The sequence below is a fragment of the Bradyrhizobium sp. C-145 genome, assembly GCF_023375135.1.
GTDB lineage: Bacteria > Pseudomonadota > Alphaproteobacteria > Rhizobiales > Xanthobacteraceae > Bradyrhizobium > Bradyrhizobium zhanjiangense.
On sequence record NZ_CP088150.1, the window covers coordinates 147,411 to 168,397 of the forward strand.

23 protein-coding genes are annotated in these 20,987 nt (G+C 64.3%); 7 read left to right on the forward strand and 16 right to left on the reverse strand.

Annotated features, from left to right (window positions below):
* The first annotated feature begins 327 nt into the window (after positions 1-327).
* Positions 328-3,120 (forward strand): UPF0182 family protein, encoded by a 2,793-nt coding sequence (locus LRP30_RS00700; RefSeq protein ID WP_249759033.1) that lies wholly within the window; start codon positions 328-330, stop codon positions 3,118-3,120.
* A gap of 188 nt (positions 3,121-3,308) precedes the next feature.
* On the opposite strand, the gene LRP30_RS00705 is transcribed toward LRP30_RS00700, so the two are convergent.
* The 5 genes from LRP30_RS00705 to LRP30_RS00725 all read right to left on the reverse strand — a co-directional run bounded on the left by LRP30_RS00705 (position 3,309) and on the right by LRP30_RS00725 (position 7,417).
* On the reverse strand, positions 3,309-3,728 hold the full coding sequence (locus LRP30_RS00705) for a DUF6455 family protein (protein WP_249759034.1): 420 nt from the start codon (positions 3,726-3,728) through the stop codon (positions 3,309-3,311).
* Positions 3,729-3,960: 232 nt separating this feature from the next.
* A protein-coding gene (locus LRP30_RS00710; protein WP_249757655.1) for an IS3 family transposase occupies positions 3,961-5,129 on the reverse strand; the annotation gives its coding sequence in 2 pieces (ribosomal slippage) (positions 3,961-4,841 and positions 4,841-5,129; 1,170 coding nt in all).
* Between the two features lie 118 nt (positions 5,130-5,247).
* Complete coding sequence (locus tag LRP30_RS00715; RefSeq protein ID WP_249759035.1) at positions 5,248-6,033, reverse strand: hypothetical protein; 786 nt, start codon at positions 6,031-6,033, stop codon at positions 5,248-5,250.
* A gap of 79 nt (positions 6,034-6,112) precedes the next feature.
* On the reverse strand, positions 6,113-6,718 hold the full coding sequence (gene leuD, locus LRP30_RS00720; protein WP_008539074.1) for a 3-isopropylmalate dehydratase small subunit: 606 nt from the start codon (positions 6,716-6,718) through the stop codon (positions 6,113-6,115).
* Between the two features lie 300 nt (positions 6,719-7,018).
* A complete protein-coding gene (locus LRP30_RS00725; protein ID WP_249759036.1) occupies positions 7,019-7,417 on the reverse strand; it encodes a metallopeptidase family protein in 399 nt (132 codons plus the stop codon).
* Between the two features lie 198 nt (positions 7,418-7,615).
* Between LRP30_RS00725 and LRP30_RS00730 the strand changes: the two genes are divergently transcribed.
* Together LRP30_RS00730 and LRP30_RS00735 are read left to right on the forward strand one after the other, a co-directional pair.
* Positions 7,616-7,909: a hypothetical protein gene (locus LRP30_RS00730; RefSeq protein WP_249761976.1), complete on the forward strand. Its 294-nt coding sequence runs from the start codon at positions 7,616-7,618 to the stop codon at positions 7,907-7,909.
* Positions 7,910-7,950: 41 nt separating this feature from the next.
* Entirely contained in the window at positions 7,951-8,211 is a 261-nt protein-coding gene (locus tag LRP30_RS00735) for a hypothetical protein (protein WP_128944399.1), read from the forward strand.
* A 10-nt stretch (positions 8,212-8,221) separates the two neighbouring features.
* Here the strand turns inward: LRP30_RS00735 and LRP30_RS00740 are convergent, their stop codons facing one another.
* Positions 8,222-8,521, reverse strand: a complete 300-nt coding sequence (locus tag LRP30_RS00740) for a DUF1330 domain-containing protein (RefSeq protein WP_128942194.1) — start codon at positions 8,519-8,521, stop codon at positions 8,222-8,224.
* A 179-nt stretch (positions 8,522-8,700) separates the two neighbouring features.
* On the opposite strand from LRP30_RS00740, the gene LRP30_RS00745 reads away from it, so the two are divergent.
* Positions 8,701-9,234: a hypothetical protein gene (locus LRP30_RS00745; RefSeq protein ID WP_249759037.1), complete on the forward strand. Its 534-nt coding sequence runs from the start codon at positions 8,701-8,703 to the stop codon at positions 9,232-9,234.
* 38 nt (positions 9,235-9,272) lie between these two features.
* On the opposite strand, the gene LRP30_RS00750 is transcribed toward LRP30_RS00745, so the two are convergent.
* The 8 genes from LRP30_RS00750 to ffh all read right to left on the reverse strand — a co-directional run bounded on the left by LRP30_RS00750 (position 9,273) and on the right by ffh (position 15,366).
* A complete protein-coding gene (locus tag LRP30_RS00750; RefSeq protein WP_249759038.1) occupies positions 9,273-9,482 on the reverse strand; it encodes a hypothetical protein in 210 nt (69 codons plus the stop codon).
* A 95-nt stretch (positions 9,483-9,577) separates the two neighbouring features.
* A complete protein-coding gene (gene leuC / locus LRP30_RS00755) occupies positions 9,578-10,984 on the reverse strand; it encodes a 3-isopropylmalate dehydratase large subunit (protein ID WP_249759039.1) in 1,407 nt (468 codons plus the stop codon).
* A gap of 64 nt (positions 10,985-11,048) precedes the next feature.
* A complete protein-coding gene (locus tag LRP30_RS00760) occupies positions 11,049-11,189 on the reverse strand; it encodes a hypothetical protein (RefSeq protein ID WP_249759040.1) in 141 nt (46 codons plus the stop codon).
* A gap of 253 nt (positions 11,190-11,442) precedes the next feature.
* Entirely contained in the window at positions 11,443-11,823 is a 381-nt protein-coding gene (rplS, locus tag LRP30_RS00765) for a 50S ribosomal protein L19 (protein WP_249759041.1), read from the reverse strand.
* Positions 11,824-11,932: 109 nt separating this feature from the next.
* A complete protein-coding gene (gene trmD, locus LRP30_RS00770; protein WP_249759042.1) occupies positions 11,933-12,688 on the reverse strand; it encodes a tRNA (guanosine(37)-N1)-methyltransferase TrmD in 756 nt (251 codons plus the stop codon).
* 127 nt (positions 12,689-12,815) lie between these two features.
* Positions 12,816-13,391 carry a ribosome maturation factor RimM gene (rimM, locus tag LRP30_RS00775; protein ID WP_249759043.1) on the reverse strand — a complete coding sequence of 192 codons (576 nt, stop codon included), beginning with the start codon at positions 13,389-13,391 and terminating at the stop codon, positions 12,816-12,818.
* A 9-nt stretch (positions 13,392-13,400) separates the two neighbouring features.
* Complete coding sequence (gene rpsP / locus LRP30_RS00780) at positions 13,401-13,733, reverse strand: 30S ribosomal protein S16 (protein WP_035702960.1); 333 nt, start codon at positions 13,731-13,733, stop codon at positions 13,401-13,403.
* Between the two features lie 85 nt (positions 13,734-13,818).
* The gene (ffh, locus tag LRP30_RS00785; protein ID WP_128942198.1) at positions 13,819-15,366 is read right to left on the reverse strand and encodes a signal recognition particle protein; all 1,548 of its coding nucleotides are present in this window, start codon (positions 15,364-15,366) and stop codon (positions 13,819-13,821) included.
* A gap of 435 nt (positions 15,367-15,801) precedes the next feature.
* On the opposite strand from ffh, the gene LRP30_RS00790 reads away from it, so the two are divergent.
* Positions 15,802-16,866 (forward strand): MBL fold metallo-hydrolase, encoded by a 1,065-nt coding sequence (locus LRP30_RS00790; RefSeq protein WP_249759044.1) that lies wholly within the window; start codon positions 15,802-15,804, stop codon positions 16,864-16,866.
* A 198-nt stretch (positions 16,867-17,064) separates the two neighbouring features.
* Here LRP30_RS00790 and LRP30_RS00795 read toward each other — a convergent pair whose 3' ends face one another.
* Together LRP30_RS00795 and LRP30_RS00800 are read right to left on the reverse strand one after the other, a co-directional pair.
* Positions 17,065-17,775 (reverse strand): SIMPL domain-containing protein, encoded by a 711-nt coding sequence (locus LRP30_RS00795; protein WP_249761977.1) that lies wholly within the window; start codon positions 17,773-17,775, stop codon positions 17,065-17,067.
* A 5-nt stretch (positions 17,776-17,780) separates the two neighbouring features.
* Positions 17,781-18,536 carry a GyrI-like domain-containing protein gene (locus tag LRP30_RS00800; protein ID WP_249759045.1) on the reverse strand — a complete coding sequence of 252 codons (756 nt, stop codon included), beginning with the start codon at positions 18,534-18,536 and terminating at the stop codon, positions 17,781-17,783.
* Positions 18,537-18,750: 214 nt separating this feature from the next.
* Between LRP30_RS00800 and dapF the strand changes: the two genes are divergently transcribed.
* Both dapF and mtaB read left to right on the forward strand, forming a co-directional pair.
* The gene (gene dapF / locus LRP30_RS00805; protein WP_249759046.1) at positions 18,751-19,626 is read left to right on the forward strand and encodes a diaminopimelate epimerase; all 876 of its coding nucleotides are present in this window, start codon (positions 18,751-18,753) and stop codon (positions 19,624-19,626) included.
* Positions 19,626-20,879 (forward strand): tRNA (N(6)-L-threonylcarbamoyladenosine(37)-C(2))-methylthiotransferase MtaB, encoded by a 1,254-nt coding sequence (gene mtaB, locus LRP30_RS00810; RefSeq protein WP_249759047.1) that lies wholly within the window; start codon positions 19,626-19,628, stop codon positions 20,877-20,879. Before dapF ends, mtaB begins: the two co-directional genes overlap by 1 nt.
* Positions 20,880-20,987: the final 108 nt, after the last annotated feature.

Below are 20,987 nucleotides of genomic sequence, written 5' to 3' on the forward strand. Positions count from 1 at the left end.
CTCGCGCGTCCTTCCGAGTTCGGCGCGCAGCCTGTTGCGGGTATCCGCGTGTAAAAGCTTGATGGGATGAGGCTTGACGCTGCAACGAGCGAGGTGCACTCCCTCTCTCGCTTGCGGGAGAGGGTGTCTCCGCGATGGGACAATCCCCAAGAGGAGAAAGCCCTCACCCGGCGCTTTGCGCCGACCTCTCCCGCAAGCGGGAGAGGTGAACCACCCGCGGCAATCGATTCAACCTAAAGCCATTCCGCTTTAGGACTGCGGAGGAAAAAGCAGGTGCGGCGCCCCGTGACAGGCGCGCCACGTCGCTCGTTCTGCTATAATGTTACTATGACGATCGGGATTTCCGGACCCGAACGGAAGGCACCAGGGCGAAGCGCCGTGGTGGGATTCATCATCGCGGCCATCATCGCCGCAATCGGCCTGATCCTGCTCGCTCTCGTCGGCGACTTCCTGGTCGACTGGATGTGGTTCTCGTCGATCGGCTACGAACAGGTTTTCTGGACCACAATCGCCGCGAAAGCCGCCGTCTTCCTCGTCGTTTTCGCGGCGACCGCCGCCATCTTGTGGGCGAACGCGCGCCTTGCACTTGGCCTTGCCGGGGGCCGAACCCGGTTGCCCGCGGCCTTCGACCCGAGGCTTGTGGCCGCTGCGGCGCTGCCCGATCCGCTTGAATTCCTGCGCGAGCGGCTGCGGTGGCGCAGCATGATCGCCGCCAGTAGCGGCCTCGTCGCTCTGCTTGTCGGCTGGGGAGAAGCCGGCAACTGGAGCACTTTTCTGCGCTTCATCTATCAAGTGCCCTACGGCACCAATGATCCCTTGTACGACAAGGATATCGGATTCTACCTGTTTTCCCTGCCCGTCTTTGTGGCCATCAAGAATTGGGCGTTGCTGACACTCGTCATGAGCGCGCTGCTCGCCGGGCTTATCTACTGGGTGCACGGCGACATCGAGGACCGGGCGCAGCGAGTATCACCAGCGGCGATCTCGCACGGTTCGGGGCTTCTCGGCCTCTTCTTTGGTGTGAAGGCGTGGTCCTACAGTCTCGACCGCTATCTCCTGCTGTACGGCGACAACGGCGTGGTGGTCGGCGCAGGCTTCACCGACGTCAATGTGGAACTGCCGGTCCTGTGGCTGCTGATTGCACTTTCGATCGTCGCCGCTGTGGCGGCATGCGCGAACCTGTGGGTGCGTACCTACCGCCTCCCCACCGCCGCGATTGTGCTGCTGTTCGGCGGCGCTTTCCTGCTATCGGGCATCATCCCCGCAGTGTTTCAGCGCTTCTACGTCGGGCCGAACGAGCTGGCGTGGGAGCGGCCTTACATGGAACGCAACATTGCCCTGACGCGGGAGGCCTACAATCTCAATCGGATCGTGCCGAAGCCGTTCCCTGCGGAACAGAACCTGACCTTGAGGGCGCTCGAGGCCAACAAGGCTACCATTGAAAATATAAGGCTGTGGGATTGGCAACCATTGGCCGACACTTACGCTCAATTGCAGGAGATTCGCACCTATTACAAACTGCGCGACCTCGATGTCGATCGTTACTGGTTCGGCGATACCTACCAAAGCGTGATGATCTCAGGCCGCGAGTTGAATTCCGCGCTGTTGCCACCCAACGCGCAGACCTGGGTCAACCGCCACATCCTGTTCACCCACGGCAATGGTGCGGTGATGAGTCCGGTCACCCAGAAGAGCGGCGAAGGACTTCCGCTGCTCTATCTGGACGACATTCCTCCGGTCGCACATGGAGGTCCCGCGATTCGCGAGCCGCGCATCTATTACGGACTGCAGACTGAGGACTACGTCATCGTCAAGGGAACCGTGCCGGAATTCGATTATCCCAGGGGAAAGGACAACGCCTACGCGTCCTATGACGGGTCCGGCGGCGTGCCGCTGTCGGGCATGGTGCGGAGACTGATCTTCGCCCACCATTTCAACGATGTGAACCTGCTGCTGTCAGACTATATCGGCGATGACAGCCGGATCATGATCCGGCGCAACATCCAGAAGCGGGTGGGCACGATCGCCCCGTTCCTCTCTCTCGATCGCGATCCCTATCTGGTCGTCAGCGAGGGCAGGATGTTCTGGATGCAGGACGCCTACACGACCAGCGATTATTTTCCCTACGCACAGCCTGCGCCCGGCTACAACCTCAATTATATCCGCAATTCAGTGAAGGTCGTGATCGACGCCTATAACGGCACCGTCGATTTTTACCTGATGGACCCAGCCGACCCGGTCGCCGCGACCTATCAGCGAATCTTCCCGGACCTGTTCAAGCCGTTCGCGGCCATGCCGTCCGATCTTCAGAAGCACATTCGTTATCCCGAAGACCTCTTCCTGATCCAGGCGCGACTTTTCCAGACCTACCACATGGAAGCTGCCGATGTTTTCTATAACCGGGAGGACCTCTGGCAATTTCCGCGTCAACCGGCCGGTGATGGCGTCTCTTCAATGGACGGCATCACCACCATGGCCCCCTATTACATCATCATGCGGCTGCCCGGAGAGGCGCAAGCCGAGTTCTTCATCATGATCCCGATGGTGCCGAGCCGTCGCGACAACATGATCGCTTGGCTTGCCGCGCGCTGCGACGAGCCCGGCTATGGCAAGCTGATCGTGTACGAATTTCCCAAAGAGAAGCTGGTCTACGGGCCGTTCCAGATCGAGGCGCGAATTCATCAGAACACGGAGATCTCCCAACAGATATCGCTGTGGAACCAGATGGGGTCGCGGGTGATCCGGGGAAATCTGCTCGTGATCCCGATCGAGAATTCGATCCTCTACGTGTCGCCGCTGTATTTGCGGGCCGAGCAAGGACATTTGCCGGAGCTCAAGCGAGTGATTGCCGCCTATGGTGAGCATGTCGTCATGAAGGAAACGCTTGCCGAGGCCCTGTCGGCACTCTTCGTGGACAGCGGCCCTTCCCCGGCAGCGTCGGCTGTGACCGCGGAAACACCCGCCGAAGCCTCCGCGGCAGCGCGCGCGCAGGAGGCGCTCACGCACTATGACCAGGCCATGGAGCGGTTGAAATCCGGTGATTGGGCAGGCTTCGGCAAAGAGATCGATGCGATGCGCGGTATTTTGGAAGATATCCGCCGGCAACCGGGTAGCCGCTGAGGTTCGCGAGAAACGCTATTTTCTGACTTGCCGGTGCAACTGCCCGCCCCGACGAGGCCATCGAATAGGATAGCGATGTCGGCCTTGAGCCCCAGCTCGGACCTCTGAACGAGTCTGCTATAGGCTGCAGCAGACCTCCACGTCCTCGATCGAGTAAGTACACCCCAGTGAGATCTCCCGCGCTGGCGTCAGTGCGGCGCGACGTCGGCGCGGTCGAGCGACTCCAGCGTCGCGGCGTTGGCGCAGTAGCCGTGATAATTCTCCGCGGCGGTGCCGTCGGCGAGATCGCGGTCGCACTGGCCCTTCTGGTTGCAGAGCGAGCAGACCCGCTCCATGTCGCGCAGCAGCAGCGGCTGTGCGCGGCCGAGCCCTTCGGCGTTGATGCCGAGCTGCTCCAGCATCTTCGGCAATTCGTCGGCGGCGTGCTTGCCGTGGCGAACGAGCTCCTCCAGATCGTCAGGCGCGATCCTGAGATCGCTGGCGATCCGGTCGAAATCGGCGCGATCGAGCTGCCGCATCTCGTTCATCTCGCGGCGATGCTTCAGCCAGCCGGCAAAGGACTCGATGAGGTCCTGGACGATGGGATAGGGCCTGCTTGCGGTGCTCATGGAAAGCTCCGTTGGAGTCGTGGGATTGGAGCGAGATTAGGCACAATGGTGCAGGAGCGCGTTGCGCTGGATCAAATTGGATGCTCGGGGTGCTTAACCTCTCCCGCTTGCGGGAGAGGTCGGCGCGTCCCGGGCGATGCGAAGCATCGTCCGGCGCGCCGGGTGAGGGCTTTATCCTCTTGGGGATTCTTATTGTGGAGACACTGATCTTCCCCCGAAAAAGTGGACGGGTTTAAGCGGCTTTTAGCTCCATCTCGATCGGGGCGATATATCCGATCGCGGAATGGAGCCGGGTGCGGTTGTAGAAGCCCTCGATGAAGGCGAAGATATCGCGCTGGGCCTCGGCGCGGGTCTGGTAGTCGCGATGGTGAACGAGCTCGGTCTTCAGGGTATGGAAGAAGCTCTCCATCGGGGCATTGTCGTAGCAATCGGCCTTGCGGCTCATCGATGCAACGATGCCGGCGCCCGTGAGAGCGTCGCGATAGGCGTGTGAGGCATACTGCACGCCGCGATCGGAGTGGTGGATCAATCCGGCCTGCGGCCGTTGCTGCTGGATGGCCATCGTCAACGCCGCGGATGCGAGTTCGACTTGCATGTGATCCCGCATGGCCCAGCCGACGATCTTTCGACTGAAGAGATCCATGACGGCCGCCAGATACAGCCAGCCCTCCGCGGTCGGGATGTAGGTGATATCGGCGAGCCAAACGCGGTTCGGGGCTTCCGCTGTGAAGTCGCGCGCGATCAGGTTCGGGGCGATCGGCAGGTCGTGACGGCTGTCGGTGGTGCGCACCCGGCGCGGCGGCGCCGTGATGGCGCGGATACCGTGCCGGCGCATCATCCGCTCGATCCGGCCGCGGCTGGCGCCACGGCCCTGCGTCCGCAGCACGGCATGGACGCGGGGACTGCCGTAGCGTCCGCTGCTGTCGTGATGGGCCTGCCGGATCGCAGCCAGCAGCGTGGCATTGGATTTGGTCCGCTGACTCGCCGGGCGATCGCGCCAGGCGTAATAGCCGGCCGGCGAGACCTCGAGCACGGCGCACATCAATCGTACCGGATAGGCGTCGCGATGGTCCTCGATGAAGCGGAAGCTCATGTCCGGGTTCCGGCAAAGATCGCGATCGACTTTTTTAAAATGTCGCGCTCCATGCGCAGCCGTTCGTTCTCCTGGCGCAACCGGGCGATCTCCGAAGCCTGGTCCGCCGACATCGGCGTCGCCTGCGTGGTGGGGCGCCACGCCGCCGATGCCGGCTGCTGCCCGGCCTTATCCACCCAACGCCGCAGCACCGAGTCGCGCAGCCCGAGTTCCTTGCCTACCGACGTGATCGAGCGACCGCTCGACACCACCAGCTCAACGGCCTGGCGCTTGTACTCTTCGGTAAATGACCGACGTTGACGTTCCATTCGACACCTCCGGGCTCAATGAGCCTACTACAGGTGTCCACTCATTCGGAGGAGGTTCACACCCTCTCCCCAACCCTCTCCCGCAAGCGGGAGAGGGAGCGCACTGCCTCCGCGGCAACTACCCAAACCGCTCCGCCGCCCACGCATACAGGCTCCCCGGAATCGGCTTTTCGCCGCCGCGGCCCTTGGGCGAGATGTGCAGGCCAATGATCTCGGGGTTGGTGACGAGGCCGAGATAGCTCGAGGGATCGAAGAACAGTTTTGGCTCGGCATGCACGGCGTAGAACGACTGCTTCGGCAGCGCGCAAGCCAGCTCGCCGGTACGGCGCGCGAGTGCGGTGAGCGCCGCCGGACCATAGATCGCAACGCGGATGTCGGAGAGGCGGTTCGAGCCGCCGCGCAGGCGGCGCATCATGAAGGTGATGCGGTGGCGCACGGACAGCCAGTTCGGCGTCAGCTCCTCCTGCTCCATCAGCTCCTCGAAGGCGGCGACGATGCCGTGCTCCGGCGGAAGGTAGATCACGGAATTGCCAAGCTGGCGCGGCCGCTCCCAGGCGAAATAGGGCTTTGCCGGATCGATCTCGACGGGCCTCAGCAGCAGCACGTCGGCGTCGAGCCAGAGGCCGAGGTCGTTCGCCATCAGCTTCATGCGGAAGAAGTCGCTGAACTGCAGCGTGGTCCAGTCGCGCCAGCTGCCGTCCGGCTGCGGCGGCCGCAGCCTTTCGGAGAACGCGTGCGGCAGGATCGCCTCGGCATCCGCGTTCGCGATGCCCGCGGGCAGGCCGGGAATGGGGTCGAAGCTGTAGACCGTGACCTTGTGGCCGGCAGCCAACTGTGAGCGCAGACAGGTCTGGCGCAGGGCGTCCATCGGGCCATGCCAGAAGGTGACGATGTCGGGCAGCATGCGCGAGCTATAAGGATAGTCAGAGCAAAGAAAAAGCCCCGGCGCCGTCAGCACCGGGGCTCGAACCAGAAACGCGATCTCAGGCCCAGGCGCGTTCGCGCTTGAGCTTGTCCTCATAGGTGTCGATCGAGGCCTTCTTCTCCATGGTGAGGCCGATATCGTCGAGGCCGTTGATCAGGCAGTGCTTGCGGAACGGGTCGATCTCGAACTTGACCTTGCCGCCGTCGGGGCCGCGGATCTCCTGGTTGGGCAGGTCGATCGTCAGCGTCGCGTTGGCGCCGCGCTCGGCGTCGTCGAACAGCTTGTCGAGGTCTTCCTGGCTGACGCGGATCGGCAGAATGCCGTTCTTGAAGCAGTTGTTGTAGAAGATGTCGCCGAACGAGGTCGAGATCACGCAGCGGATGCCGAAGTCGAGCAGCGCCCAGGGCGCGTGCTCGCGGCTCGAGCCGCAGCCGAAATTGTCGCCGGCGACCAGCACCTTGGCATTGCGATAAGCGGGCTGGTTGAGGACGAAATCCGGATTCTCGCTGCCGTCGTCCTTGTAGCGCTGCTCGGAGAAGAGCCCCTTGCCAAGGCCGGTGCGCTTGATGGTCTTCAGGTACTGCTTCGGAATGATCATGTCGGTGTCGACATTGATGATCTTCAGCGGCGCCGCGACGCCTTCCAGCGTGGTGAACTTGTCCATGGTTGCGCTTTCCCGGATGGGTCTAGGGGAACAGGTGTTTATCGCGATCGGGCCCCGAATCCTAGGCCGAAATCGGCAGGGCTGCCTTACCTCTCCGGCTTGCGGGGGTTGAGGCTGGACTTGGTGCGGCGTCGGGACTTCACCTCTCCCGCTTGCGGGAGAGGTCGCGCCGGGGGCGCGGGAGAGGGTTCTCTCCTCTGGGGGAGTGTCCCGTTGAGGAGACACCCTCTCCCCAGCCCTCCCCCGCAGCGGGGGAGGGAGCGCACCGCCGCTGCGGTGACGCGATCAATCCGGCCCGCTCTAGTCCGCCCGCGCCTCAATCGCGGCCATATCGTCGTCCGACAGACCGAAATGGTGGCCGATCTCGTGGATCAGGACATGGCGGACGATGTGGCCGAGGGTCTCGTCGTGCTCGGCCCAATAGTCCAGGATCGGCCGGCGGTAGAGCCAGACCATGTTGGGCAGCCGCGCCACGTCGCCAAAGCTCTGCTGCGGCAGGCCGATGCCCTGGAACAGGCCGAGCAGGTCGAACTCGCTCTCGCATTGCATCTCGTCCAGGACCTCCTCGGTCGGGAAGTCGTCGACGCGGATGATGACGCCCTCGCAGAGCCTGCGAAACTCCGCCGGCAGGCGCTCGAAGATTTCATGCGCCGTCGCTTCCATCTCGGCCAGGGAGGGCGCTTTCAATTCCGTCCACATGGGCCTCTTCTAAAGCGTTTTCGAGCGAAGTGGGTATGGGTTCGCGCAAACTAGCGCGGGTTCCGCGGCGATGCATCCCGCTTTATAAGCGCGGCGAGGTTGACGAGCGCCGTCAAAACGGGGAGCGTGGGGCCTCGAATGGGAATGTTTCGGGTGGGCGGAAAAATGCGAGCGAAAACAGCGCTGACGCTACTGTGCATGGGGTTGTTTTTGCAGTTTTGCGTTGGCGCCCAAGCCCAAACTCAAGTCCAGACCGCCGGCCCCGAGATTCGCCTCGCCCAGGCGGCCTCACCGGACGACGTTCCCCCGCCACGCAGGCGGCCCCCGGCGCGCTTGCGCGTCACGCCCTATTACAGCCCGGACGGCGTCTATCCGCGCTATAATCCCGGCCCCGACGCAGTCCGCGTGTGCAACGCCACCTATGTGCAGGAATACCGCCCGAGCGGCACGGTGATCGTGCCGCGTGTGAGCTGCTACTGGCGCCGTGGCTGAGGCCTGCGCCGGCGAACAACGCGGTGCCTTGTAGGATCGTCATGGCGAGATGGATCGTATTCGTTGTTGCCGTTGCGCTCGCCGCCGGCCTGCCTCGCGCTTCCGCGGCGCCAAGGGTGACGGTGCCGGAGGCCTCCGCGGGGATCGCGGTTTTCGATGTGCGACGACACGCGCGCGCCCATGACATTGCGCGGCCTGCTGCACGCCATGATCCACGCTATTACGCGCGGCCGGTCTACTACCGTCCCTACCCCTACGGCGTGCCGGCCCCGTTCGTGTTTGGCTACGGACCCTTCTGGTGACGCCGGCGCATTAGCCGGCGGGCGCAAATCCCCTGACCAGCAGCACCGTCGCCTGTGCGCCCGCTTTGCGATCGCGCGAGATGTCCTCGTAGTCGGGCGCGTTCGAGAAGGCGAAGAACGCAGCCTCATCGGGGAACGACATCATGACAAGCTTGTCATGCGGCCATGCGCCTTCGAGCACGCGCGGATGTTCGTCGGCGGCGAGCAGCTTGCCGCCATACTTCTTGAACACGTCGAAGAACCGCGCCTGATAGCGGTCATAGGCCGCGCGGTCCGTCATCTTCAATTGCGCAATCGCATAGACTGTCATTTCCAAAAACTCCTTACCTCGCGGCACTGCGTCGCATCGCGAAGCCCAGCGTCGTTCGTTCAGGGGGCGTTCACATCGCTCTCCTCAGTCTAATCTAGGGAGCGACCGCAATTGAACAGCGTTTGGCGCGGCCAAGACGTCGCGTCGCAACTGCGCTGTCCAGATTCAGGGAGGATTCCATGCTGAGGATATTGGATCTTAAGGCAAGCCCGATGCGCTTGCTCGGGATCGCGGCCGCCACGACATTGATGCTGTCGGCCGGCAGCGCGCGTCGCGCCGAAGCACTCACCTTGATCAATCCGGCGACGTCGCCCGCGACGAAGGCTGCGGCCGACGATCTTGTCACGCAGGTTCGCCACGGTGGCGGCGGGCACGGCGGACATGGTGGCGGTTTTCACGGCGGAGGTTTCCGCGGTGGCGGACATTTTGGTGGCTTCCATGGCCGCGGCTTCCATGGCGGCGGCTTCCGCGCCGCGCCGGCCTTTCACGGCGGTGGCTATCGTTACGGCGGATTTCGTCACTATGGCGGCTATCATCGCTACGGGTTCTATCGCCCCCATTACGGTTATCGTCACTTCCACCGGCGCTATTATTACGGCGGCTATTATCCCTACTACCACTATCCGCGCCGCTGCCGGATCATCTGGACCTATTACGGTCCGCGCCGCGTCTGCCGCTGGCCTCGCTGGCACTATCCGTACCGCTATTGGTGAGCCCGATCGAAATGCAAAGGGCGCCTCAGCGGCGCCCTTTAAAGCCAATCCTTGAGCTTCCACGACGCGGATTTCCACCGCATCAGGTTCTCGAGCTTCCATTGCCTGAACATCGTCGGCGGCCAGCGGCTGAGCTTTGAGGTTTCCTCGAGCTCGGGCTTGGAGACGACGCGCAGCGGCGTCGCGCGCCGCCGATGCTGGCGCGTGGCCTCGCTGATCAGATCGACATATTCCGGCTTGTTGGCCATCAGCTGCGTCCTCGCGAAACCGTCGCGAGGACGAGAATGTGGGCGACGCGGATTAACGGCGGTTTGCCGTAATCGCTACAATTGCAGGGAGCGGCTTACCGCCAATCCCTGACGTCGACGAAGTGACCGGCGATCGCGGCCGCCGCCGCCATTGCCGGCGACACCAGATGCGTGCGGCCCTTGAAACCCTGGCGGCCCTCGAAATTGCGGTTCGAGGTCGAGGCGCAGCGCTCTTCCGGCTTCAGCTTGTCCGGGTTCATGGCAAGGCACATCGAGCAGCCCGGCTCGCGCCATTCGAAGCCGGCCTTGATGAAGATCTTGTCGAGACCCTCAGCCTCCGCCTGCTCCTTCACGATGCCGGAGCCCGGCACTACCATGGCGTTGACGTTCGCTGAAACGGTCTTGCCTTCAGCAATCTTCGCTGCCGCGCGCAAATCCTCGATGCGGCCGTTGGTGCAGGAGCCGATGAAGACGCGGTCGAGCTTGATGTCGGTGATCTTCGTGCCCGCCGTCAGGCCCATATATTTCAGCGCGCGATGCTTGGAGATGCGCTTGGCCTCGTCCTCGATCTTGTCGGGGTCGGGGACGATGCCGGTCACGGAGATGACGTCCTCGGGGCTGGTGCCCCAGGTCACGATCGGCGGCAGCTTTGCGGCGTCGAGGCGCAGTTCATGGTCGAAATGCGCACCCTCGTCGGAACGCAGTTTCTCCCAGTAGCGCATCGCCTCGTCCCAGGCCGCGCCCTTCGGCGCTTTCGGACGATCGCGCAGGAAGTCGTAGGCTTTCTGGTCGGGCGCGACGAGACCGGCGCGGGCGCCGCCTTCGATCGACATGTTGCAGACCGTCATGCGGCCTTCCATGCTGAGCGCGCGGATCGCGTCGCCCGCATATTCCAGCACGTAGCCGGTGCCGCCGGCGGTGCCGATCTCGCCGATGATAGCCAGGATGATGTCCTTGCCCGTCACGCCCTCAGGCAATTTGCCATCGACGGTGACGCGCATGTTCTTCGCCTTCTTCTGGATCAGCGTCTGCGTCGCCAGCACGTGCTCGACCTCGCTGGTGCCGATGCCGTGAGCGAGCGCGCCGAACGCGCCATGCGTCGAGGTGTGGCTGTCACCGCAGACGATGGTGGTGCCGGGCAGCGTAAAGCCCTGCTCGGGGCCGATGACGTGGACGATGCCCTGGCGCTTGTCGAACTCGTTGTAATATTCGATGCCGAATTCCTTGGCGTTCTCGGCCAGCGCCTTGATCTGCTCGATGCTTTCAGGATCAGGATTCGGCTTGGTGCGGTCGGTGGTCGGCACGTTGTGGTCGACGACGGCGAGCGTCTTCTCGGGCGCGTGCACCTTGCGGCCCGTCGCGCGCAGGCCTTCGAACGCCTGCGGCGAGGTCACCTCGTGCACCAGGTGGCGATCGATATAGAGCAGGCAGGTGCCGTCCTCGGCTTCGTGCACCAGATGGTCGTTCCAGATCTTGTCATACAATGTGGTCGGCTTGGACATGAGCTTAAGCTCCGAAGAATGTGTGTAAGCGGATGTGCGCGCCTGGCGCGCGGGCAACAAATCGTCAGCGCAGCTTTTGAGCTGCGCGCGTAAGCTCTGACGTTGCCGAGGTCGCGAAGCGTCCGAAGAACCGGCCGGGCAGCCGCGAGCGATCGTCGATGACGATGCGCTTGACGGGGGCGAGGCTGGTCAGATCTGGAAACATTCTAGAAGCTATATAGCATGCAGAGGTAAAAGCGCGAGAGCTTCGAATTCGTCATTGCGAGGAGCTGTTGCGACGAAGCAATCCGGAGTCCTCCGCGGAAAGATTCTGGATTGCTTCGCGGAGCCTGTCATCGGGCCGCGCTTTGCGCGGACCCGGTGGCCCACAATGACGAGAACGAGTACAGACATCCGGGCAAAACAAAAAAGCGCGGAGCCGAGCCCCGCGCTTTCTAGAACTTGCCTGGTGGCGGAGCTTACTCGCCGACGGCAGCCTGGCGGTCCTGCTTCTCGACGATGCGGGCCGACTTGCCGCGAAGGTTGCGGAGGTAATAGAGCTTGGCGCGACGCACCTTGCCGCGGCGCACCACCTTGATCGAGTCGATCATCGGGGAGAGCAGCGGGAACACGCGCTCGACGCCCTCGCCATAGGAGATCTTGCGCACGGTGAAGCTCTCGTTGAGGCCACCGCCGGAACGGCCGATGCAGACGCCCTCATAGGCCTGCACGCGGGTGCGGTCGCCTTCGACGACCTTCACGTTGACGATCACGGTGTCGCCGGGGGCGAATTCCGGGATGTCCTTGCTGGAGGACAGCTTGTCGAATTGCTCCTGCTCGAGCTGCTTGATCAGGTTCATGGGTAAATCTCCATCGGCGCGCCCAGCCTTCGAAACGGGGGCTGCGCGAAATTCGTCTATCCAGCCATTGCGGATGTGGCCGCTCCTATAAGGCAAGCCGAAGCGTTTGTCACCCGTCTGTCTTGTTTTTTGGCGTTTTTTGGCGGCCGGCCCGATTCGGGGCCTTGCTCGGGATTTGGGCCCACAAATCGGGCCGCCGGGCCGCCGTCAGGGCCTCGGATTCAGCGCGCCGCCAGCTCGCGACCTTGGCGTGGTCGCCGGAGGTCAGGATCTCCGGGATCGGAGCCCCCTCGAACAGCTGCGGGCGGGTGTATTGGGGGTATTCGAGCAGGCCGTCCGAAAAGCTTTCCTCGGTTCCAGAGGCCTCCTTGCCCATCACCCCCGGCAGTAGCCGGACGCAGGAGTCGATCAGGGCCATGGCTGCGATTTCGCCCCCGGACAGCACGTAATCGCCGATCGAGACCTCCTCCAGGCCGCGCCCGTCGATCACCCGCTGGTCCACGCCCTCGAACCGCCCGCAGACGATCAGGGGGCCGGGGCCCCTGGCCAGCTCCACAACCCGGGCCTGGGTCAATGGCCGACCACGCGGGCTCATCAGCAAGCGCGGCCGCTCCGGGCTGATTTGAGCAGCATCGATGGCCGCTGCCAGGATGTCCGCCCGCAGCACCATGCCCGGCCCGCCGCCGGCCGGGGTGTCGTCCACGCTCCGATGCCGGTCGGTGGCGGAGGCCCGGATGTCCCGCGCCTCGAGTTGCCACAGCCCGGCGGCCAGCGCCCGGCCGGCCAGGCTCACGCCGAGCGGCCCCGGAAACATCTCCGGAAACAGCGTCAGCACCGTCGCGCGCCAGGGTGAGGGGTTGGTCATTGCATCTCAGTTCTTGTCGTCCCGGACAAGCGCAGCGTAGCGGAGCGCAGATCCGGGACCCATAGCCACCGCGCTTCGTTTTGCGATGATCGGAGCTACCAGCTTAGCCAAAAACCACGTCTCGTGGTTACGGGTCCCGGCTCCCGTGCGCTTTGCGCACTAGGCCGGGACGACCCGGAGGAGGGACTTCGCCTTCGTCCTCGCCCTCGATCTCCTGCGGCAGCGCGATCACGACACGGCCGCCGGCGATATCGACCTCCGGCACCACCGCGTTGGAGAACGGCAGCAGCAGCGTCGGGCCTTTGGGCGGGGCGATCTCGATGATGTCGCCGGCGCCGAAATTCTGGATCGCGACGACGCGGCCGAGCGGCTCGCCGTCAGTGGTGACGGCGGCGAGCCCGATCAGGTCGGTGTGGTAATATTCGCCCTCGTCGGTCGCCGGCAGCTTTTCGCGCGGAACGTAGAGCTCGATGCCGTTGAGGCGCTCGGCCTCATCGCGGGTCGTGATGCCCTTGAAGGTCGCGACCAGATGATCTTTGGCCTCGCGCGCCGATGCTACTTCGAACTGGCGCTTGCTGTCCTTGGACAGCAGCGGACCGTAGCGTCTGATGGCAAAGGGATCTTCGGTGAAGGTCCACAATTTGACCGCACCGCGCACCCCATGCGCGGCGCCGATCCGCGCGACGCAGACCAGCGCCGACATGATCCGGCCTTACGCCTTCGCGGCGGCTTCGGCCTGCGCCTTGCGCTCCTTGCGCGGCACGGCCTTCTGCGGGTTGTTGCGCGCCTCGCGCTTCTTGACGCCGGCAGCGTCGAGGAAACGCGCCACGCGGTCCGAAGGCTGCGCGCCCTTGGCGACCCAGGCCTTCACCTTCTCCATGTCGAGCTTGAGGCGCGCCTCGTTGTCCTTCGGCAGCAGCGGGTTGAAATAGCCGAGGCGCTCGATGAAGCGGCCATCGCGCGGAAAGCGCGAGTCGGCAACGACGACGTGATAGACGGGACGCTTCTTGGTGCCTGCGCGGGCGAGGCGGATGACGACGGACATTCAGTTCTCCTTCAAAGTACGGTTTGTTCGGTTGATTGATATTCCGCGTTGCGCGGGATGCTTGCGATCCCCCGCGACGAATTCCTCATTTCTTCTTGCCCGGGAAACCGCCGAGGCCCGGCAGCGTCGGCTTGCCGCTCAGTCCGGTCAGACCAGGAAGGTTCGGTAGGCCCTGGCGCAAGCCCGCAGGGAGATCCTTCGGCAGATTGGGCAGGCCCTGTCCGCCGCCGCTCTGCATCTTTTCCTGAAGAGCCTTCATCTCTTCGGGAGACGGCATCTTCATGCCGCCGCCAAAGCCCATCGCCTGTGCGATGCCGGCGAGCGGGCCGCGCTTGCCCGAGCCCATGGCCTTCATCACGTCGGCCATGTTCCGGTGCATCTTCAGGAGCTTGTTGACGTGCTCGACGCTCTGGCCAGAACCCGCAGCGATGCGCTTCTTGCGGCTGGCCTTGAGCAGGTCGGGATGACGGCGCTCGTCGCGCGTCATGGAATCGATGATCGCGACCTGGCGCTTCAGGATCTTGTCGTCGATCCCAGCGGCCGCGATCTGGTTCTTCATCTTGGAGATGCCGGGCATCATGCCCATCAGCCCGCTGATGCCGCCCATGTTCGACATCTGCAACAGCTGCTCGCGCATGTCGTTGAGGTCGAACTGACCCTTGCGCATGCGCTCGGCGGTGCGCGCGGCCTTCTCGGCGTCGATGTTGGCGGCGGCGCGTTCGACCAGCGAGACCACGTCGCCCATGCCGAGGATGCGGCCGGCGATACGATCAGGATGGAAGTCTTCCAGCGCGTCGGTCTTTTCACCGGTGCCGATCAGCTTGATCGGCTTGCCGGTGACCGCGCGCATCGACAGCGCGGCGCCGCCGCGGCCGTCGCCATCGACGCGGGTCAGCACGATGCCGGTGAGGCCGACGCGCTGATCGAACGAGCGCGCGAGATTCACCGCGTCCTGGCCGGTGAGGCTGTCTGCGACCAGCAGCACTTCATGCGGGTTGGCCGCGGCTTTGATCGCGGCTGCCTCCGCCATCATCTCTTCGTCGAGCGTGGTGCGGCCGGCGGTGTCGAGCAGCACGATGTCGTAGCCGCCGAGCTTGCCGGCTTCCAGCGCGCGCTTGGCGATTTGCGGCGGCTGCTGGCCCGTCACGATCGGGAGGGTCGGAATGTCGAGATCGCGGCCGAGCACGGCCAGCTGCTCCATCGCCGCCGGGCGGTAGACGTCGAGCGAGGCCATCAGCACCTTGCGCTTGTCGCGCTGGACCAGGCGGCGGGCGAGCTTTGCGGTGGTGGTGGTCTTACCCGAGCCTTGCAGGCCGACCATCATGATCGGCACCGGCGGCACGGAATTGACGTCGATGGTCTGGCCTTCGGCACCGAGCGTGTTGATCAGCTCGTCATGGACGATCTTGACCACCATCTGGCCGGGCGTGACCGACTTGACGACGGTGGCGCCGATCGCCTGCTCGCGCACGCGCTCGGTGAAGCTGCGCACAACCTCCAAGGCGACGTCGGCCTCCAGCAGCGCGCGACGCACCTCGCGCATCGCGGCATCGACGTCCTTTTCGGTCAGCGCACCGCGCCCCGTCAGACGATCGAGAATTCCGCCAAGCCGTTCCGACAGATTGTCGAACAATGCCGTTGTCCTTTTTTACTCTCCCCGCCTGCGGGGAGAGGTCGCCGCGCACTTGCGCGGCGGGTGAGGGGGTACGGGACCATCTACGCGCATCACACGCGGAGAGAGCCCCTCACCCCGACCCTCTCCCCGCAAGAGCGGGGCGAGGGAGAAGAAAGTCCAAACACCTTTGCGCCCGAGGGCGCACAGCGCTGTCGGGCGTTGACCTCCGGCCTCCAGGGCCAGTCGGCGGGTCGAAAAGAAAGCCTTTCCGAGAAAGTGGCGGGGTTAAACGCCGCTCACGCCCAAAAGTCAAGGAAAGTTAGGGTGTCGGGACGGTCCTGCCAGGGCAAGATCCTGAAAATAGAGCCCTTTCGGCTGCCGGTTCCTTTTCCCAGGGCTTCGCCCATATAGAAGGCGATGACCTTTCTCCGCTACCATCCCTAAAAGCCGGTCGTGCCGATCACCCGCCGTCGCCTGTTCGGACTGCTTGCCGGTGCCGGCGCGCTGGTCGGTGTCCCGTCCCTTTGGATGTCCCGCATGAAAACCTATGGCGGTCCCGCCTCCGACCATTTCAACGGCCTGCACTTCTTTGATCCCGACGGTGCACCGCCGAAATCGCTTCGAGAGGTGCTGCGCTGGCAATTCGGCGGCAAGCGGCAACGCGCGAAATGGCCGGATTGGGTCCCCAGTCCACACGCCGACACCCCGCCGGCGCGTGTCGACGGCGACAAGGTGCGGCTCTCTTTCGTCGGCCACGCCAGCTGGCTGATCCAGGCCGGCGGTCTCAACATCCTGGTCGATCCCGTCTGGTCGATGCGGGCCTCGCCGGTCGCCTGGGCCGGGCCGAAGCGGCACAACGATCCCGGCATTTCTTTCGATCATTTGCCGAAGATCGACGTCGTGTTGGTCTCGCACGGGCACTACGATCATCTGGACATTGCGACGCTGTCGCGGCTCGCCAAGAATTTTGCCCCGCGCGTCGTCACCCCGCTCGGCAACGACGTCACGATGCGCAGCTCCGATCCCGCGATCAAGGTGGAAGGGTTCGACTGGCACGACCGCGTCGAGCTCGGTGGCGGCATCGCCGTGCATCTGGTCCCGACCCGGCACTGGACGGCGCGCGGCGTGTTCGATCGCAACAAGGCCCTATGGGCGAGCTTCGTGCTGGAGACGCCGGCCGGCAAGATCTACGTCGTCTGCGATTCCGGCTATGGCGATGGCAGGCATTTTCGACGCGTCGCGGAGAAGCATGGGCCACTGCGGCTCGCGATCCTCCCCATCGGTGCCTATGAGCCGCGCTGGTTCATGCGCGACCAGCACATGAATCCGGAAGATGCCGTGAAAGCGCTCGCGGATTGCGGCGCGCAGGAGGCGCTCGGGCATCATCACGGCACGTTCCAGTTGACGGATGAGGCGATCGATGCGCCGGCGAAGGCGCTGGTCGAAGCGCTGGATGCCGCGAAGATCCCGCAACAGCGGTTCGTGGCGATGATGCCCGGGCAGGTGGTGGAGATTTAACTCTCTCCAAGCATAAAACTCGTCGTCCTGGACAAGCGAGCGGAGCGAGCGCTGATCCAGGACCCATTACCGCAGAGAGTGGTTTGACGAAGACGCGTTGTTGCCAGCTCGCGCCCAAACTACGCCCTGGGGTAATGGGTCCTGGCTTTCGCCAGGACGACGGCTGAGATTGTGTTGGCAGCCTGCCTCTTGCGGCGCTTACTGCCCCGGCTTGATCGCCCAGCTCACATTCACCGTCACCGACAGCGTCTCCTCGCCCGGTGCAACGGCGGCGGGTGCGGCCATCGGAGCCGCTGCCATGCGGCCCTTGAATAGCGGCACCGGGCCGCCGCCCTCGGTGACGCTGAGCGGCGCGCCCAGCGTCACGCCAGCAGCCTTGGCGTAGATCTCCGCCTTGCGGCGGGCATCGGCGACCGCCTGCTCGCGCGCATCATCGAGTAGTTTTGAGGCCTGCGTCACCTCGAACGAGATATTTCCGATGTCGTTGGCACCGGCGCTAACCAGCGTGTCGATGATGCCCGCGACCTTGGTCACGTCGCGAATTTTTACGGTGACGCGATTGGAGGCGCGGAAGCCGACCACGGGCGAGGCGCCGGTGGATTTGTTCTGGCCGTATTGCGGCTGCAGCGACAGGCGCGAGGTCTGATAATCCTTCTCGGCGATGCCGGCGCCCTTCAGCGCCAGCAGCACCTTGCCCATCGCCGCGTTGTTGGCGTCGGAAGCTTCCTTCGCCGACTTGGCGTCGTTGGCGACGCCGGCATCGATCTGCGCGAGATCGGGGGCCACGGAAATCCTAGCTTCGCCGCTCACCGAAATGACGGACGGAAAATCGTCGGCCCGTGCGGGGTCCGCCAGCGTGGCGGCGAAGACGGCGACAAGGGACGTCAAAAGGAGGGCAGGCTTTTTCATCATTCTCACTTCAGCGGCACGAAAACGTTGATCACGAGCTTGTCCTCGGCCGTCTTCAGCGGATCGGTGAGGTACTCCTCGATGAAGGTGTCCTTGGCTTCCAGCCTCTTGTCGTCGAGGTGATTGGTGATCGCCTCATAGGTGTTGTCCATGTTGTCGTAGGAGCCGCGATGGACGAATTTCAACGCCTTGCCCTCCGGCGATTTGCCGATGCTCATATCCTTGGGCAGGTTCTTCGGATCCTGCTCGACCGGGATCTCGGCGAGGAAGGTGAAGCCGGTGTCGTCGGTGGAGGTATAGACGATCATCGAATTGCCTGATGGCTTGATGCCCTGCTTGTCCAGCAGCGCGTTCAGCGCCTTGAAGGCGTCGATCAGCGTGTCGAAGGCCGAATCCCAATTGGCAGTGCCCTTGACCATCACGACCTTCTTGGGCTCGAGCATGGTCTCGAGGCCAAAGGGATCGGCGGTCTGCACCGGGGCGGGCGTGGCGGCTGCCGCGGGCGCCGACGGGCTGGGTGAGGCGCTGGCTGCGGGCGAGGGCGTCGCAGCGGGTGAGGCGCTGGCCGCCGGCGCGGGCGTTGCCACCGGCGCAGGCGAAGCACTCGCGGCAGGGGATGGTGAAGCCGATGGCGCCGGCGAGGGGCTTGCCGATGCGGCGGGCGCCGGGCTCGGTGTTTGCGCCAGAACTCCGGACAGGCCAAACGACAAGGCCGCTGCCGGGATCAGCGCGGCCAAAGCGAGACGACGAAACCTGATCATTTTATTCTCCCCAAGACCTTGTGTCCCAAGGCCTAAATCCGTCCTGCACCCGGCCGCGCCTCCCGGTCGCGCGAACGGCGCAGTTCTAACACGCGAGCGCCGAATTCGTCCCATGACAGATGCGTCATGGCCGACCTGCTCGGCGCTTCGCAGTAAACCGCTGGCCAAGCCGGCAAGGATCGCCATATAAGACGGGCGAAATTCGGGAATTTTCATGAGCGCGCTGGCCAACCACGCATTTGCCAAGATGAACGGCATCGGCAACGAGATCGTCGTTGTCGACATGCGCGATTCCGCAAGCCGCGTGACGCCGGACGACGCGCGGGCGGTGGCCTCCGCCAACGGCGGCGTGGCTTACGACCAGCTCATGGTGCTGCAGAAGCCGCGGCTGGCCGGCACCGAAGCCTTCATCCGCATCTACAACAATGACGGCTCCGAGGCCGGCGCCTGTGGCAACGGCATGCGCTGCGTGGTGCGCCGCATCTTCGAGAAGAGCGGACAGACCACCGCGACATTCGAGACGGCAGCGGGCTTGCTCAATTGCTGGCAGGGCCCCGCGCCCGACCTCTACACCGTCGACATGGGCGCGCCGAAGTTCGGCTGGCAGGACATCCCGCTGGCGGAAGAGTTCCGCGACACCCGCTACATCGAGTTGCAGATCGGGCCGATCGACAATCCGATCCTGCATTCGCCCTCCGTGGTGAGCATGGGCAATCCGCACGCGATCTTCTGGGTCGAGGACGTCAACGCCTATGATCTCGAGCGTTTTGGTCCGCTGCTGGAAAACCATCCGATCTTCCCCGAGCGCGCCAATATCACGCTCGCCCATATCGTCGATCGCGAGCACATCACGATCCGCACCTGGGAGCGTGGCGCCGGCCTTACCAAGGCCTGCGGTTCGGCGGCCTGCGCCACGGCCGTCGCTGCGGCGCGATTGAAGCGAGCCAATCGCGATGTCGAGATCACGCTGCCCGGCGGCAAGCTCGGCATCGAATGGCGCGAGCGCGACGACCATGTGTTGATGACGGGCACCGCGACCTTCGAATATGAAGGCAATTTCGATCCGGCGCTGTTCGCGCCGGTCGGCTGATGGCCGTCGACATCGTCACCTTCGGCTGTCGCCTCAACGCCTTCGAGGCCGAGGTGATCCGCCGCGAGGCGGAGAGTGCAGGCCTCTCCGACACCATCGTCATCAACAGCTGCGCCGTCACCAATGAGGCGGTGGCGCAGGCGCGCCAATCGATCCGCAAATTGAAACGCGAGCGGCCCGGGGCCCGCATCGTCGTCACCGGTTGCGCGGCACAGACGCAAGCCGCGATGTTCGCCGCTATGGCCGAGGTCGATCGCGTCGTCGGCAATGACGACAAGCTGCGCTCGTCCGCATGGCGCGATGCGCGCGATGCATTCGACATCGGCGCCGGCGGGAAGGTCGCCGTCAGCGACATCATGGCGGTGAAGGCGATGGCGCCGCATCTCGTTGACGGCTTTGCAACCGGCCTGCCGCGGGTCTTCGTGCAGGTGCAGAACGGCTGCGACCATCGCTGCACCTTCTGCATCATCCCGTTCGGCCGCGGCAACTCGCGCTCGGTGCCGATGGGCGCGGTGGTCGAACAGGTGCGGGCGCTGGCCCGGCGCGGCCATGCCGAGATCGTGCTGACCGGCGTCGACCTCACCAGCTACGGCGCTGACCTGCCGGGCACGCCCAAGCTCGGCATGCTGACCAAGCAGATCCTGCGGCACGTGCCGGAATTGAAGCGCCTGCGCATCTCCTCGATCGATTCGATCGAGGCAGATGACGATCTGCTGGATGCCATCGCCGACGATGCGCGTCTGATGCCGCATCTGCACCTGTCGCTGCAATCCGGTGACGACATGATTTTGAAGCGCATGAAGCGGCGGCATTCGCGACAGGATGCGATCGCGTTCTGCGACCAGGTGCGTCGCCTGCGCCCGGACGTCATTTTCGGCGCCGACATCATCGCGGGCTTCCCGACCGAGACCGAGGAGATGTTCTCGCGCTCGCTCGATCTCGTCGAGGAATGCGACCTCACCTTCCTGCACGTCTTCCCCTACTCGCCACGCCCCGGCACGCCGGCCGCGCGGATGCCGCAGGTTGCGGGCAGCGCGATCAAGGAGCGCGCGCGGCGGCTGCGTGCAGTTGGCGAGGCGGCGTTGCGGCAGCGGCTGCAAGCCGAGATCGGCACGACGCGCGAGGTGCTGATCGAGAGCGAAGGGCAGGGACGCACGGAACACTATCTGCCGGTGGCGATTGCGGGCGAACGGGTGGGAAGTGTGGTGTCGCTGAGGATTGTTGGCAGTGATGGCGAGCGGCTGACCATATAGTCCGCTGCTTTCTTCCTTCTCCCCTTGCGGGAGAAGGTGGCGCGAAGCGCCGGATGAGGGGTTGCTTCAGCGCACTCGCATTGAGAGAGTCATGCGCGGAGAGAGACC

Excerpts from the sequence above, each read along its gene's own strand:
- LRP30_RS00700 (WP_249759033.1), top strand. The coding sequence starts at position 328 with ATGACGATCGGGATTTCCGGACCCGAACGGAAGGCACCAGGGCGAAGC.
- LRP30_RS00705 (WP_249759034.1), bottom strand. The coding sequence starts at position 3,728 with ATGAGCACCGCAAGCAGGCCCTATCCCATCGTCCAGGACCTCATCGAG.
- LRP30_RS00715 (WP_249759035.1), bottom strand. The coding sequence starts at position 6,033 with ATGCTGCCCGACATCGTCACCTTCTGGCATGGCCCGATGGACGCCCTG.
- leuD (WP_008539074.1), bottom strand. The coding sequence starts at position 6,718 with ATGGACAAGTTCACCACGCTGGAAGGCGTCGCGGCGCCGCTGAAGATC.
- LRP30_RS00725 (WP_249759036.1), bottom strand. The coding sequence starts at position 7,417 with ATGTGGACGGAATTGAAAGCGCCCTCCCTGGCCGAGATGGAAGCGACG.
- LRP30_RS00730 (WP_249761976.1), top strand. The coding sequence starts at position 7,616 with ATGGGGTTGTTTTTGCAGTTTTGCGTTGGCGCCCAAGCCCAAACTCAA.
- LRP30_RS00735 (WP_128944399.1), top strand. The coding sequence starts at position 7,951 with ATGGCGAGATGGATCGTATTCGTTGTTGCCGTTGCGCTCGCCGCCGGC.
- LRP30_RS00740 (WP_128942194.1), bottom strand. The coding sequence starts at position 8,521 with ATGACAGTCTATGCGATTGCGCAATTGAAGATGACGGACCGCGCGGCC.
- LRP30_RS00745 (WP_249759037.1), top strand. The coding sequence starts at position 8,701 with ATGCTGAGGATATTGGATCTTAAGGCAAGCCCGATGCGCTTGCTCGGG.
- LRP30_RS00750 (WP_249759038.1), bottom strand. The coding sequence starts at position 9,482 with ATGGCCAACAAGCCGGAATATGTCGATCTGATCAGCGAGGCCACGCGC.
- leuC (WP_249759039.1), bottom strand. The coding sequence starts at position 10,984 with ATGTCCAAGCCGACCACATTGTATGACAAGATCTGGAACGACCATCTG.
- LRP30_RS00760 (WP_249759040.1), bottom strand. The coding sequence starts at position 11,189 with ATGTTTCCAGATCTGACCAGCCTCGCCCCCGTCAAGCGCATCGTCATC.
- rplS (WP_249759041.1), bottom strand. The coding sequence starts at position 11,823 with ATGAACCTGATCAAGCAGCTCGAGCAGGAGCAATTCGACAAGCTGTCC.
- trmD (WP_249759042.1), bottom strand. The coding sequence starts at position 12,688 with ATGACCAACCCCTCACCCTGGCGCGCGACGGTGCTGACGCTGTTTCCG.
- rimM (WP_249759043.1), bottom strand. The coding sequence starts at position 13,391 with ATGTCGGCGCTGGTCTGCGTCGCGCGGATCGGCGCCGCGCATGGGGTG.
- rpsP (WP_035702960.1), bottom strand. The coding sequence starts at position 13,733 with ATGTCCGTCGTCATCCGCCTCGCCCGCGCAGGCACCAAGAAGCGTCCC.
- LRP30_RS00795 (WP_249761977.1), bottom strand. The coding sequence starts at position 17,775 with ATGAAAAAGCCTGCCCTCCTTTTGACGTCCCTTGTCGCCGTCTTCGCC.
- LRP30_RS00800 (WP_249759045.1), bottom strand. The coding sequence starts at position 18,536 with ATGATCAGGTTTCGTCGTCTCGCTTTGGCCGCGCTGATCCCGGCAGCG.
- dapF (WP_249759046.1), top strand. The coding sequence starts at position 18,751 with ATGAGCGCGCTGGCCAACCACGCATTTGCCAAGATGAACGGCATCGGC.
- mtaB (WP_249759047.1), top strand. The coding sequence starts at position 19,626 with ATGGCCGTCGACATCGTCACCTTCGGCTGTCGCCTCAACGCCTTCGAG.